The organism is Yersinia sp. Marseille-Q5920 (assembly GCF_946902935.1).
Taxonomy (GTDB): Bacteria; Pseudomonadota; Gammaproteobacteria; order Enterobacterales; family Enterobacteriaceae; genus Yersinia; species Yersinia rochesterensis.
This window is the reverse complement of the sequence record NZ_CAMPQA010000012.1, coordinates 49,939-63,041: the sequence shown is the minus strand read 5'-3', so window position 1 is coordinate 63,041 and position 13,103 is coordinate 49,939. Positions and strand designations below refer to the sequence as shown.

Sequence of the window (13,103 nt, the reverse complement as noted above, 5' to 3'; positions counted from 1 at the left end):
GTAAGGGAAAATAGCCAAATCGCCGGTTTTCCGGCGATTTTAACATCATTCCACTGTGAATTTATACAGAGTTATTGCAGAGGATTATAGCAATGCTGTCAGGGAAGCCAACTGTGAAATTTCAATATGTGGCAATAATCGGCTATCACTGGCCGCCATCAGGTTTTGTTGACGATCATTAATCCAGCAAGCTTGCATGCCACAACGTAGCGAACCAGCAACATCCGTGGTCAGGTCGTCACCAACATGCAAGATATGTTTCAGCGGAATATCCAGATGATTCGCCGCCTTATGATACATATCGCGGAAAGGCTTGGCGCGGCCATGGGGGCCGGAGCGCAAAACAAACTGGAAATAATTGTCCAGCCCGCAAGCTTTGGGATCCGCATTGCCATTGGTGATGGCCACCAGCGGGTAATGCTCCGCCAACGCGCTCAGAGTGTCATGAGTGGCTGGCGGCACATAAATGCGGCTACGCCATAGGGCAAAGTTTTCCATCGCCGCATCAGCCCCACACTGCGCTTCTGACTTACTCAAGCCATGGCGAATCAGACCCAGCTCGATAGCATGCCAGCGCCACTGAGTGACATCGTGGTAAATATCCGGGTCTTGCGCCAGTAATTCACTGCGAAAACCATGCAAATCTGCGGCTTGTAACTGCGCCAAATTGGGATGGTATTGCTGTAGAAATGCCACAGATTCTTGTTCTGTACGGGATATCACCGGCCGATTGTCATACAGGGTGTCATCCAAATCGAAAGTAATGGCGGAGATACGCTCAAGTGGACGATAAAAATGCATCAGGATTTGCCTCGTTTGGCCCGTGGATGAGCAGCATCATACACTGTTGCCAGATGTTGAAAGTCGAGATGAGTATAAATTTGTGTGGTGGTCAGATTGGCGTGGCCCAGTAATTCTTGTACTGCGCGCAGGTCGCCGCTGGATTCCAGCATATGGGTGGCGAAAGAATGCCGCAGTTTATGAGGGTGAATATGGCTACTAACCCCTTGTTTTACGCCCCATTCAGCAAAGCGTTTTTGTACATTTCGCGCGGAAATTCGCTTACCGGTATTGGCCAAAAAGATGGCATCATCCTGCGGTTCAAACAATTCACGCAGTTCCAACCAATGCTTTAGCCACTTGACCGCCGTCTTGCCGATGGGGACTTTGCGCTCTTTGCTACCCTTGCCCATTACCCACACTTCGCCGCTCGCCAGATCCACATGTTTGCAGTTCATGCCGACCAGCTCCGATAAACGCAAACCCGCGCCATACATCACTTCCAGCATCGCCCGGTCGCGCACGGCCAGTGGGTCATTTAAGTCGATATCCAACAGTTTATCGACTTCATCGACATCAATATTTTTCGGTAGATGGCGGCCAGAGCGCGGGGTACTGACCCCTTTGGCGGGATTGACTGACATAACACCCTGACTGACCAGCCAGTTGAGGAAACTGCGCAAAGCCGAGAGCCGTAAAGCCAAGCTGGATGAGTGTAAACCGGCGCGTTTACTGCGGGAAACTAAGGAACGCACCTGAGCAGCATCAAGCCGCTGCCAGTGCGCCAGGCCCATTTGCTCGCCTATTGCCATGAGCGCCTGCAACTGGCGTCGATAACTGGTGATAGTCAGCGGGCTGAGTTGGCGCTCAACTTTGAGGTAACGCAAGAAAGCCTCGACCTGCGGGGCAAGCGAAGCACTAAATTCGGTCATACTGGCTCTATCCAGCGCTCCAGCAAGCTCGGCAGTAATGTAGATAACTGATTCAGCATCACCGTGCCCATGCCCTGCTGATAATGTTGTGTATCGCGGCTGCTGAAGATAATTACCCCCAGATCGCCGTCTTTGCCCAACAATGATAACGCCACCGACCCAACTTGCTTAGCTTGAGGCAATAGCAGCAGCAATTCCGGCCCGTTTAAGCCGCCAAGATAATGGCGCTCATTACCCAACCGCTGAATGCGCATCGGCTCAAAAGCATGGCGAGGCAGCCCCAAATGGGTGAAATCAGAGGGCGCGCCAGTTTGCCAGCGGTCAGTGAATAACCTGACATTTGCCCCAGCCAGCCCGAAATCTCTGGCCCAGCGCTGCAAGCGATTGAGCATATCTTGCAAGCTACTGGCGGCGGCAAGATTACCTTGCAGTTGCAGTAACCGGTTGAATAACACTTCATTCAGACCCGCCTGCTCCATCAGTAACGTAATCTCTTCTTCCAACTGACCTATCTGATTACGCTGACGCCCCAGTTGCCATTCCACCAGCGAGACTGAGCCTCTTACCGGGTGAGGAATATGCATCTGTTCAACCAAACGAGCATTGCGGATAAAGAAGTCGGGATTTTGCAATAAATACTGCATCACGGCATCGTCGTCTAACTCGATACCCGCTAGCGCCTGCTCCTCAGAACTTTTCATGTCACACCCGTCATAATGAATATTTATACCCTAAATAATTCGAGTTGCATGAAGGCGGCAACTGAGCGAGTCCCCAGGAGCTTACATAAGTAAGTGACTGGGGTGAACGAAGGCGGCCAACACACATGCAGCTTGAAGTATGACGGGTATACTATAGATGAATGAAGCCGTCATAAACATGTGTCGCCGGCCCGGTCATATACAGCGGGTGACCCGGCCCTTTCCAACTGATATGCAAGCTGCCACCCGGCAATTCGACATGAACCTCTTCACCCAACAATTCTTGCTGAATGCCAACCGCCACTGCCGCACAAGCCCCACTGCCACAGGCTTGAGTCTCACCGGCTCCGCGCTCATACACCCGCAAGCGGATATGTTCACGGCTCACCACCTGCATAAAACCGATATTGGCCCGTTCGGGGAAGCGCTCATGGCTTTCTAATACTGGGCCGAGCAAGGCAACATTGGCCACCGAAACATCGTCAACCTGCATCACACAGTGAGGGTTGCCCATCGAGACGACGCCACATAATACCGTGTGCTCAGCGGCGCGAAAAATGTAGGTTTTCTCCGCTTTAGTCGCCCGGAAAGGGACGGATTGCGGATCAAAATTGGGCTCGCCCATATTGACGCAAACCAGTTCATCCTCAGTCACGCTCAATATCATGCGGCCCGTTTGGGTGCTGACACTGATATCGCGTTTGTTGGTCAGCCCCTTCAGCCGTACAAAACGGGCGAAACAGCGCGCGCCATTGCCACACTGAGAGACTTCGCTGCCATCGGCATTAAAAATGCGGTAGTGAAAATCCAGCTCGGGATCATAGGGCGGCTCAACCACCAACATCTGATCAAAGCCCACGCCAGTGTGCCGGTCTGCTAATCGGCGGATTAACTCCGGCGAAAAGTAAACATTTTGGGTAACTGCATCGACAACCATAAAATCATTGCCAAGACCGTGCATTTTGGAGAACTGCATTTCATACTCCGCTGACTTTTATTTACCGGCTAAATTTTCGGTATTGGCTCAATCTGGCTGCGCTAGGGAGGGTCACTGTGGCCCAGCGATACTCTGGGTCGGTTTCGATTCACCCGGCACACCCTGCTGATTCTTATCGACCTGGCCGCTGTCTTGTTGTGCCGTTTCCACCTTGGGCTTATCTGACGGTGGGAAGTATAACGGGCCTTTCAGGCCGCAACCGGCAAGTGCTAACACCATCAGCGCGGTAAGTGACCAATATAATTTTTTCTTCATTTTTTAACGCCTGTAAATTGTTTTGACGCCGGTAAATGTATTAATGCCTGTGAATCACGCGTCTAAGGTCTCTATAATCGCAGGTGGATCATGAAAAGCAATAGGAATTGAATATGAACGACAGCGAGTTTCATCAGTTAGCCGATCAATTGACACTTTACATTGAAGAGACACTGGACAGTTTTAGCGGCGATAGCGATATTGATTATGAAACCAATGGTGGGGTGATGACCCTAACTTTCGAAAATGGCAGTAAGATTATTATCAACCGCCAAGAGCCATTACATCAGATATGGCTGGCGACTAAAGCAGGCGGTTACCATTTTGATTACCGCGAAGGGCATTGGTATTGCTCTCGTAGCGGCGAAGAATTCTTTACTAAATTGTCTGAAGCCGTGACCGCCCAAGCCGGGGAAAATGTGAGTTTTGGCTAACCGAACTTATTTGAGAGTTCAGTGAATGAAGGGTTAACCGCACCTAGGGCCACTCCGACGGCTCACGCCGTTACGGCCCCAACGGCACGATTCCCCTTCATTTAGCGTGGTCAGTAATCTGCGAAAAGGACACACTTTGGCGTGTCTTTTTACTGTTCAAGTTAATGTAGCTGAAACTGCTGGGCTGGCGCGGAGGTTTCTTTATCAGCAATATGCAGGTGAGACAGCATATTGCTGCGGAAAGGAATCACCTGAGTCCGGCCATCTAACTGCACAATTTGGTAGAATTGCGGCAAGTTGAAGTTGATAAAGCTGGAGCCGTAGGTAAAACGGTCGTGGGAAGATGAATAGAAACGGCTGACATCCCGCACCAACTCCTCTTTACTGCCCTCGCAATGGTGATAAACCTCAACGCGGTTTGACTCATCCAAAATATAAATATTAAAGCCTTTCTCATCTGCGGTGCCTTCGAAGAAGAACTGAATGATCCCTTCGCTAGCAAAACCATCGACTACCGGCGGCAGATGAATTTGATCGGCTTCGACCTGAATCGATAACCCATGCAGCTTATTATTGGAAATCGCCCCGTAGAATTCGACGGCATTTTCCAATTTCTGCACCGAGACACTTAAGCGCTCAAAGAATAGCCCCCAAGTCTGCCCAGAAACCCGCACCGCTTTGAAACGGCCCGGTTCCTGACGAGTGCTGGACAAGCGCAGCTCAATGCATTCAGAAACCAATTGTTGGATACGGGTACGAATTAGGCCGCGTAAGTGTTGGCTATAGCAGAACACATCCACGGATTCTGGCGGTGCTGCATCCTGATGCATTTTGCCTAAAATAGTTTTCAGGGCTTCCAATACCGCCTGCTCACCACTGAAATGCAGGGTTCGCACTTCATTCCATGAGTTGCGGTACAGCAAATCGATGCTCCCGACCAGGCATTGCTGCTGCTCGCCAAAACTGAAAACATCCAGTTTACGGAAATCAAAATGAACCACCTGATTACGGAAAGCCGCAGTAGGGTCATGTTCCAGATTGACGATAATCGCCAAGTGGCGAATCTCACACGGGCTATACAGCGCTTTAGGTGTTGGTGCGGGCAGGCGCAGTGGGAAATGGTGAGAGATATCTGTCACCAACTCTTGCAGTTTCACGGTATCGCACAGATTGGCACTTTTAATATGCAGCCGTGTTTTGCACGTCAACAGGCCGTTAAAATAGGCCCATGACACCAATTTATTCAGATAACGATTATATTCCAGCGGCTGATGGCTGACGATAGCATCCATTGACGGCGCTTGATTATACAGATACCAACCCGGGCGGTTAGCACGGCCCGCAGGGACATGAATAAAGGTCAGATGCTCTTCTGAAAGATCCGGTGAAATTTGCGGGTTAACCAGTGTCACTTTGCCCGGCAAAGCTTCAAATGCCGCATACAATTTACGGGTCAGAACCCCGATATCCTGCGGGCTGGCGCTGACACTCAAGTTATTGCGCCGCGCAAAGCGAATCAAATTGCGATAGCTTTGCATCATGGCGTCCAACAGCTCGTTATGCGCCTCACGCACCCGTTCAATTTTCCAATTCGCGCGGTTATCCAGCACCGCCAGGTTCTCGTCACTCCAGCCCCATTCACTGACTAATTGGCTGAGAATCTCACGCCGCCAGCCAGCGCTAGCGGGCGTGCGAGATAATTTCTCACACACTTTGAGATAGAAACAACGGCGCACCAGATTCAAGCGGGTGGTGTCATTGATTTGGGTCAGATAGCGAGTGACGCGATCGAGCATCATGCAATAAGCATCAAGGCCAAACGCCACAATTTCACCGGCATGCAACCGCTGCTTGATTTCCATCGCCAATAATTGGGAGTTAGGGTATTCCCACGAATAGGCTTCAAGCAGGACAGTTTTCAGCACCGCTTTATAAGGCGAATCAATACTCTTATACAATTGCCATAAACTGGCCCCGAAATACTCTTCCGCTGACAGGGTGCTCAAACCGCCCAAATCCAACCATTCATTCGGCGTCAGTACGCCCTGCGCATACAGCGACAGCACGTAATCATCGTAATTATTTTCTTCTTCAACCGGAACCATATTCCACAGAATACGTTTCCCAGCCAGACGAACCGCACTGCGGTAAAACTCATCCAGCAATAAAATATGTTGAGTGGAGCCGCAATCTTCACCACCCAGACTGCCACTGGCGTTATGGCGGAAACGGTTTTCATCTATCAGGAAGAAGCTGACTTCAACACCCATTGATGCGGCCCATTTTTCCAATAGGCTACATTTCTTTTGCAGGCGGTTGCGTTCTTCGGTATCAAGCCAGGCTTGGTGACACACCCAGATATCGAGATCGGATGTATGACACTGACCAATAGATGACGTGCTTCCCATTGAGTAGAGGCCGGTAATCGGCAGTTCACCGCCCACATTCTGCTGCAAAGGCTGGCCCCATTTGGCTTCAACCTCAGAGAGATAATCCTGTTGCGTTTCATTGGGCGTGAAAAGGCAGATGCCATGGGGAACGTTACCATCAAGGTAACCTGGCATCAGTGGGTGATGGCAATGTAATAGGGTCGGTAGCAGACTGTAGACCTTTTGGAAGGCTGGCCCCATGGCCGCCAAGGCGCGATCGACTCGTAATTGGTTGATCGCATCCAGTCGCTGTTTCAGTGTCTCGATGTAGAGGTACAAGACGTCTCGCCTGGTTATTCCGGTGCTTAGAATTGTTCCGGTGCTTAGAAAGAAACCCGTGTTCCAGATTCGTTTATGACTTTTTTTGACTTTCGCCCAAAATGTACTTTTTGTTGAACTGACCAAAAAACATTTTGTTTGAAGACATTTTGTTTGAATAACAATTAACGAATTATTGCTGGAAACGTGATCAATCTAACACCTTGCCGATTGACCGTAAAGAAAGTAAAGCTATCTCCACAATTATAACGTCTATTTATTGCCAAGGTCATTAGCGACCCCCGCCACTCTTGGGCAAATACACCCGCAGAAACACGCAGCGAACACCACTTTGTCAGTAACAAAGCTATAAACCCCTTATCCAGACAAGTATTTGTTAGAATAGTGGCTTTCCTATGCTCTTATCCGCCCGGTTGATGTGGCTACCGCACTGACAGTTTTCACCGGTCAATGGTAGGATGGGCCGTAAAATATAAAAACGGTAACAAGAAATGTTAGACAAAATTATTCGAATTGCCACCCGACAAAGCCCGCTCGCCTTATGGCAAGCACATTATGTTCAACATTTACTGCAAACCAATCATCCCGGTCTGCAAGTCGAATTAGTGCCAATGGTGACCCGTGGGGACATCATTCTGGACACGCCGCTGGCCAAAGTCGGTGGTAAAGGTTTGTTCGTCAAAGAATTAGAGTTGGCGATGCTGGACGGCCGTGCCGATATTGCCGTTCATTCGATGAAAGATGTGCCGATCGCTTTCCCCGACGGGTTGGGTCTGGTAACGATTTGTGAGCGAGATGACCCTCGTGATGCTTTCGTATCAATGAATTATGCCCATTTGGATGACCTGCCTGCTGGCAGCATCGTGGGCACCTCAAGCTTGCGCCGCCAGTGCCAATTGCGCGAACGCCGCCCGGATCTGATTATCCGTGATCTGCGCGGTAACGTCGGCACTCGTCTTGCCAAGTTAGATAAAGGTGAATATCACGCCATTATTTTGGCGGTTGCAGGCCTGAAGCGCCTCGGGCTGGAAACACGAATTCGCTATGCCATGCCGGCGGAGGAATCCTTACCTGCGGTTGGCCAAGGCGCGGTCGGCATTGAATGCCGTCTGGACGATGATTTTACCCGCAAACTGTTGGCACCACTGAATCATCGCGACACTGAATTGCGCGTATGTGCAGAACGCGCCATGAATACTCGCCTTGAAGGAGGCTGTCAGGTCCCTATTGGCAGTTATGCAGAATTGGATGGCGACACACTGTGGCTCCGCGCACTGGTTGGCGCACCCGATGGCAGCGAGATTATTCGCGGTGAGCGCCGTGGGCCGGCTGAAAATGCAGAGCAAATGGGTGTTGAGCTGGCCGATGAGTTGCTAGCTAGGGGCGCGCGCGAAATTCTGGCTGAAGTTTATCGGGATAATCCACCACTATGACAATTCTGGTAACCCGTCCATCCCCTGCCGGGGAGCAGTTAGTCAGCCGCCTGCGTGCGCTGGGCCGGGTTGCCTATCACGCGCCATTGATTGATTTTTCTCCCGGCGAAGACCTGCCAAAACTGCCCGCATTACTGCAAGATATGCAAGCCGGTGACTTGGTTTTTGCTTTGTCGCAGAATGCGGTGCGCTACGCTAGCCCGCTGTTAAAAAGAAATAACCTGTCATGGCCTGCACAGTTATCTTATTATGCTATTGGTCGTAACACAGCATTAGCATTGCATACCGTCAGCCGTTTGCACGTCACTTTCCCCCCCACGGGAGAGACCAGCGAGATGCTGTTATCATTGCCCGACTTGCAAAATTTGGCGGGCAAGAAAGCGCTGTTATTACGCGGTAATGGCGGGCGCGAGCTGCTCGGTGAAAGCTTGACTGAGCGGGGAGCCACGGTAACTTTTTGCGAATGTTATCAACGCAGCCCGATATTTTATGATGGCAGTGAACAAAGTGCGCACTGGCAACGTGCCGGAGTCGATATTCTGGTGGTGACCAGCGGCGAAATGTTGCAACAGATCTATACTTTGGTTCCTGATTATTATCGTTTGTCCTGGCTGCTCCGCTGCCGATTAGTGGTGGTGAGTGACCGCCTCGCTACCTTAGCGGCCCAAATGGGCTGGAGCCATATCCGGGTAGCGGACAATGCTGATAATGATGCGCTGATCCGCGCACTACAAGATTTTCAATAAACCTGAAACCTGACTATGGGATGCCCAATATGACGGAACAAAATACCCCATCCGCGCCAGTGGAAGAGACAACCACTGCGGCTGAGAGGCACCAACAGCCAGAACCAGAAGTCCGCCAGGAGAAAAAAACCGGGCCAATTCTGGGAGCCATTGCTATTGCACTGGTCATCGCGCTAGGTGCCGGGCTTTATTATCACGGACAGCAGCAGGCTCAGTTACAAGCAGCGGCCAATATCGCGCTACAACAACAGCTAACTGAATTAAAACAGAGTCAGTTGCAGGAAAAACAGCAACTTGAGTCATTATTGCAGCAGCAAAGCAAGGCGCTGGAAGCGGCTGACCGCCAACAAACATCGCTGACGCGTCAGTTGAATGAGTTGCAGGAAAAAGTCGCCACGATTTCAGGAAGCGATGCCAAAACCTGGTTACTAGCACAAGCTGATTTTCTGGTGAAAATGGCTGGGCGCAAACTGTGGAGTGATCAAGACGTCACCACCGCGGCGACCTTACTGAAAAGTGCCGATGCCAGCCTGGCAGATATGAATGACCCGAGCCTTATCGACGTGCGCCGTGCATTAACGGAAGATATCAGCGCCCTGTCGGCGGTTTCTCAAGTCGATTTCGACGGCATCATTCTCAAACTGAATCAATTGTCTAATCAAGTCGATAACCTGCGTCTCGCCGATAATAATATTGATGATTCGCCGATGGATGCCAATAGCGATGAGCTGTCCAGCTCGTTAGCTGAATGGCGTCAGAATCTGACTAAAAGTTGGCATAGCTTTATGTCTGACTTCATTACTATTCGCCGCCGTGATAGTAGCGCTGAGCCACTGTTAGCACCCAATCAGGATGTTTATTTACGTGAAAATATCCGCTCCCGCTTGCTGGTAGCCGCTCAGGCCGTGCCTCGACATCAGGATGAAGTGTATAAACAATCGCTAGAGACGATTTCCACTTGGGTGCGTGCTTATTTTGATGTGAATGACCCGAACACTAAGGCGTTTCTGGATGAATTGGAGAACCTAAGTCAGCAATCAATTTCAATGGATGTACCTGATCAATTGAAAAGCCAGCCGATGCTGGAAAAATTGATGCAAACCCGGGTTCGTAACTTACTGGCACAGACGCCAGTCGCCACTCAGGGGGAATAAGTATGCTGCGAGTCTTACTGTTATTCCTCATTCTGACTGCCGGGATCGTCCTTGGCCCTATGCTGGCAGGTCATCAGGGCTATGTATTAATCCAGACTGACAACTATAACGTCGAAACCAGCGTCACCGGTTTGGTCATTATGTTGGTCTTGGTGTTGGTCGCATTCCTGATAGTGGAATGGATATTGCGCCGTATTTTCCGCACCGGCGCCCGCACCCGAGGCTGGTTCTTGGGCCGCAAACGCACCCGCGCCCGCAAGCAAACCAAGGCGGCACTGATCAAACTGGCTGAAGGTGATTTCAAACAAGTTGAGAAGCTACTGACGCGCAATGCCGATCATGCTGAACAGCCGATGGTAAATTATCTACTGGCGGCGGAAGCGGCCCAGCAACGCGGTGATGAATTCCGTACCAATCAATATCTTGAGCGAGCAGCAGAAGTGGCTGATACCGAGCAATTGCCGGTCGATATCACTCGGGTACGCATTCAGTTGGCGCAAGGGCATGTGCATGCCGCTCGTCATGGCGTTGACCGGCTCTTGGATCAAGCCCCACGTCATCCGGAAGTGCTGCGTTTGGCCGAACTTGCTTATCTGCGTTCGGGTGCTTACAGTTCATTATTGGAAATTTTACCGGCAATGAACAAAGCCCAGGTGCATACCGCTGAGGAAATCGCCGCGCTGGAGCAGCAAGCTTATATTGGCATAATGAATCAATGTATGGCAGAAGAAGGCAGCGATGGCCTGAAACGCTGGTGGAAAGATCAAAGCCGCAAAGTGCGCAATGAGATCCCACTGCAAGTCGCCTTAGCGGAACATCTGATTGAATGTGATGACAGTGATGTCGCCCAGCAAATCATTCTGGATGGTCTGAAGCGCCAGTATGATGAGCGGTTGGTGTTATTGATCCCACGGTTGAAATCTGGCAATCCGGAGCCACTGGAGAAATCATTACGCCAGCACATCAAACAGCACGGAGCCACACCCTTGCTCAATAGCACTTTGGGCCAGTTAATGCTGAAACATGGGGAATGGGAAAAAGCCAGTGAGGCCTTTAAAGCCGCGCTTGCACAGCGCCCAGACGGGTATGATTATGCATGGCTGGCAGATGCCCTGGATAAACTACACCGCCCTGAGGATGCCGCACAGGCACGCCGCGAGGGGCTATTGCTCACTCTGCGGCAGAATGGCGAATCACTTTGATAGCACGCGAGTAGCTCAGTGAGTGAAGGGTTTACCGCACCTAGGAGTACTTCGGTGGCTCACGTACTTGTGTTTGAAACTAAAAGTGACCCCAACGGCACGATTCCCCTTCATTTGGTTTTGTCAGCAGTCTGAGGCTCCTTCGGGGGCCTTTTCTTTACCCCTGATTCGGGTAAGTGCCGCGCAGCTAACAACCCTGCGGCTTCAAGTAGCAAAGAGTACCCAAAGTCATTGGAGTTGCAGGTAGGCAGCCAACAAACGCATCCCGCTGAGCTTACTCAAGTAAGTGATTCGGGTAAGTGCGCGCAGCTAACAACCCTGCGGCTTCAAGTAGCAAAGAGTACCCAAAGTCATTGGAGTTGCAGGTAGGCAGCCAACAAACGCATCCCGCTGAGCTTACTCAAGTAAGTGATTCGGGTAAGTGCGCGCAGCTAACAACCCTGCGGCTTCAAGGACGAAGGGTATGCAAAAAAAAAAACGCTTGCCCAAAAAGGCAAGCGTCTGAAATTTTCAGGTCTACAGACAACAATGTCGGTGCCTCACTCAACGTTATGCCCGGTATGTGATGAAGATATGCAACATCGTTTACATGGACAATAGGCACCCTAAAATCGGCTCTGCGTCATCCCTGGGTTTATGAAGCTATATTGGTTATAAAACCAAGCTATCATAATAAGTGGGATGAGCATCTACAGGGTAGATAATGCACTTAGCGTGCCAAGTCGTAAAACTTGGCGGGTTTTTTACTCACGCTCTCAATAAAAATCCCGTAATTATATGATAATTAATTATTTTATTTTTATACTCACTCATCCTGTAATACACCCATCCCATCATACTGAGATTCATCCTATCAAAGTGATCTGTCGCTACAAAACGACGTTATAAACTGACATTTTTTTTCTTTATATTTATCAGTTAATTATGTGTCTCTGTTTAGAGACAAAGCATCTGGCTTTTGTCGCAAAAAACCAACACTTCACTTCTCACCAGATAACTTCACTTCTTACTCAATAAAGAGAGGTTCTGGCCAGGCTACATGCTGTATTTGATCAAAAAGGGCCGACAGCAGTTTCTTATGCCAGAGGAATGAACACAGCTACGGATAGTAGGATGAGATGATAAGGGAGATGAGTAACAGGGGAAGTAGACTTGAAAAAAATAAGACTGAGACAAAATACAGGCGAAAAAAAACCCCGCATTGCGGGGTTTCTTCTGAAATTGGTCGGCGAGAGAGGATTCGAACCTCCGACCCACTGGTCCCAAACCAGTTGCGCTACCAAGCTGCGCTACTCGCCGATTTCTTACTGCTTACTCTACATGGTCTTTCGACCTATGTCCATGTAAATCTTAATAAAATCTACATGTTTTGTGTGGTGCGAAGGGAGGGACTTGAACCCTCACGTCCGTAAGGACACTAACACCTGAAGCTAGCGCGTCTACCAATTCCGCCACCATCGCATGTTCCACAAAATTTGGGGTGGCTAATGGGGCTCGAACCCACGACAACTGGAATCACAATCCAGGGCTCTACCAACTGAGCTATAGCCACCATAACTTCCTACTACTTACAGCTTACTTCGACTTCGTCGTACGCGGCAATCTTACCACCGCAGCTCTTGCACACAAAATTAATGGTGCGCCCGACAGGATTCGAACCTGAGACCTCTGCCTCCGGAGGGCAGCGCTCTATCCAGCTGAGCTACGGGCGCTTAGCGCCGTTGCGGGTGAGGATACTACGGTTTTAATACTTGGCTGTCT

The 13,103-nt window shown here is 50.2% G+C and carries 11 protein-coding genes and 4 tRNA genes; 5 read left to right on the top strand and 10 right to left on the bottom strand.

The genetic code is table 11. From position 1 onward, the window contains the following. Window positions 1-84: 84 nt before the first annotated feature. The 5 genes from yigB to lptM form a co-directional block, all read right to left on the bottom strand. On the bottom strand, window positions 85-801 hold the full coding sequence (yigB, locus tag OVO64_RS16270; protein WP_038638195.1) for a 5-amino-6-(5-phospho-D-ribitylamino)uracil phosphatase YigB: 717 nt from the start codon (window positions 799-801) through the stop codon (window positions 85-87). Then, on the bottom strand, window positions 801-1,712 hold the full coding sequence (gene xerC / locus OVO64_RS16265; protein ID WP_072089229.1) for a tyrosine recombinase XerC: 912 nt from the start codon (window positions 1,710-1,712) through the stop codon (window positions 801-803). The genes yigB and xerC overlap by 1 nt, the downstream gene beginning before the upstream one ends. After that, window positions 1,709-2,413, bottom strand: a complete 705-nt coding sequence (locus OVO64_RS16260; protein ID WP_038638192.1) for a DUF484 domain-containing protein — start codon at window positions 2,411-2,413, stop codon at window positions 1,709-1,711. Before OVO64_RS16260 ends, xerC begins: the two co-directional genes overlap by 4 nt. A gap of 151 nt (window positions 2,414-2,564) precedes the next feature. Then, window positions 2,565-3,389, bottom strand: coding sequence for a diaminopimelate epimerase (dapF, locus tag OVO64_RS16255; protein WP_038638189.1), 825 nt, complete (start codon window positions 3,387-3,389; stop codon window positions 2,565-2,567). Window positions 3,390-3,461: 72 nt separating this feature from the next. Then, a complete protein-coding gene (gene lptM / locus OVO64_RS16250) occupies window positions 3,462-3,665 on the bottom strand; it encodes an LPS translocon maturation chaperone LptM (protein ID WP_038638186.1) in 204 nt (67 codons plus the stop codon). Between the two features lie 113 nt (window positions 3,666-3,778). Between lptM and cyaY the strand changes: the two genes are divergently transcribed. Further along, window positions 3,779-4,099, top strand: a complete 321-nt coding sequence (cyaY, locus tag OVO64_RS16245; RefSeq protein ID WP_267248895.1) for an iron donor protein CyaY — start codon at window positions 3,779-3,781, stop codon at window positions 4,097-4,099. A gap of 161 nt (window positions 4,100-4,260) precedes the next feature. Here the strand turns inward: cyaY and OVO64_RS16240 are convergent, their stop codons facing one another. Continuing rightward, complete coding sequence (locus tag OVO64_RS16240; RefSeq protein WP_145510136.1) at window positions 4,261-6,807, bottom strand: class I adenylate cyclase; 2,547 nt, start codon at window positions 6,805-6,807, stop codon at window positions 4,261-4,263. A gap of 491 nt (window positions 6,808-7,298) precedes the next feature. Between OVO64_RS16240 and hemC the strand changes: the two genes are divergently transcribed. Genes hemC through hemY form a run of 4 tightly spaced genes read left to right on the top strand, consistent with a single transcriptional unit; the run spans window position 7,299 to window position 11,342 of the window. Beyond that, a complete protein-coding gene (hemC, locus tag OVO64_RS16235) occupies window positions 7,299-8,240 on the top strand; it encodes a hydroxymethylbilane synthase (protein WP_038638178.1) in 942 nt (313 codons plus the stop codon). Then, entirely contained in the window at window positions 8,237-8,986 is a 750-nt protein-coding gene (hemD, locus tag OVO64_RS16230; RefSeq protein ID WP_038638175.1) for a uroporphyrinogen-III synthase, read from the top strand. Before hemC ends, hemD begins: the two co-directional genes overlap by 4 nt. Before the next feature lie 29 nt (window positions 8,987-9,015). Beyond that, window positions 9,016-10,140 (top strand): uroporphyrinogen-III C-methyltransferase, encoded by a 1,125-nt coding sequence (gene hemX, locus OVO64_RS16225; RefSeq protein ID WP_038638173.1) that lies wholly within the window; start codon window positions 9,016-9,018, stop codon window positions 10,138-10,140. Between the two features lie 2 nt (window positions 10,141-10,142). Next, entirely contained in the window at window positions 10,143-11,342 is a 1,200-nt protein-coding gene (gene hemY / locus OVO64_RS16220; RefSeq protein WP_038638170.1) for a protoheme IX biogenesis protein HemY, read from the top strand. A gap of 1,222 nt (window positions 11,343-12,564) precedes the next feature. Here the strand turns inward: hemY and OVO64_RS16215 are convergent. The 4 genes from OVO64_RS16215 to OVO64_RS16200 all read right to left on the bottom strand — a co-directional run bounded on the left by OVO64_RS16215 (window position 12,565) and on the right by OVO64_RS16200 (window position 13,054). Beyond that, a tRNA-Pro gene (locus tag OVO64_RS16215) sits at window positions 12,565-12,641 on the bottom strand. Between the two features lie 75 nt (window positions 12,642-12,716). After that, window positions 12,717-12,803, bottom strand: a tRNA-Leu gene (locus OVO64_RS16210). Between the two features lie 15 nt (window positions 12,804-12,818). Next, window positions 12,819-12,894 (bottom strand) — tRNA-His (locus OVO64_RS16205). 83 nt (window positions 12,895-12,977) lie between these two features. After that, window positions 12,978-13,054, bottom strand: a tRNA-Arg gene (locus tag OVO64_RS16200). Between the last annotated feature and the right edge of the window lie 49 nt (window positions 13,055-13,103).

Coding starts and splice junctions, on each gene's coding strand:
- yigB (WP_038638195.1), bottom strand. CDS start 801: ATGCATTTTTATCGTCCACTTGAGCGTATCTCCGCCATTACTTTCGAT.
- xerC (WP_072089229.1), bottom strand. CDS start 1,712: ATGACCGAATTTAGTGCTTCGCTTGCCCCGCAGGTCGAGGCTTTCTTG.
- OVO64_RS16260 (WP_038638192.1), bottom strand. CDS start 2,413: ATGAAAAGTTCTGAGGAGCAGGCGCTAGCGGGTATCGAGTTAGACGAC.
- dapF (WP_038638189.1), bottom strand. CDS start 3,389: ATGCAGTTCTCCAAAATGCACGGTCTTGGCAATGATTTTATGGTTGTC.
- lptM (WP_038638186.1), bottom strand. CDS start 3,665: ATGAAGAAAAAATTATATTGGTCACTTACCGCGCTGATGGTGTTAGCA.
- cyaY (WP_267248895.1), top strand. CDS start 3,779: ATGAACGACAGCGAGTTTCATCAGTTAGCCGATCAATTGACACTTTAC.
- hemC (WP_038638178.1), top strand. CDS start 7,299: ATGTTAGACAAAATTATTCGAATTGCCACCCGACAAAGCCCGCTCGCC.
- hemD (WP_038638175.1), top strand. CDS start 8,237: ATGACAATTCTGGTAACCCGTCCATCCCCTGCCGGGGAGCAGTTAGTC.
- hemX (WP_038638173.1), top strand. CDS start 9,016: ATGACGGAACAAAATACCCCATCCGCGCCAGTGGAAGAGACAACCACT.
- hemY (WP_038638170.1), top strand. CDS start 10,143: ATGCTGCGAGTCTTACTGTTATTCCTCATTCTGACTGCCGGGATCGTC.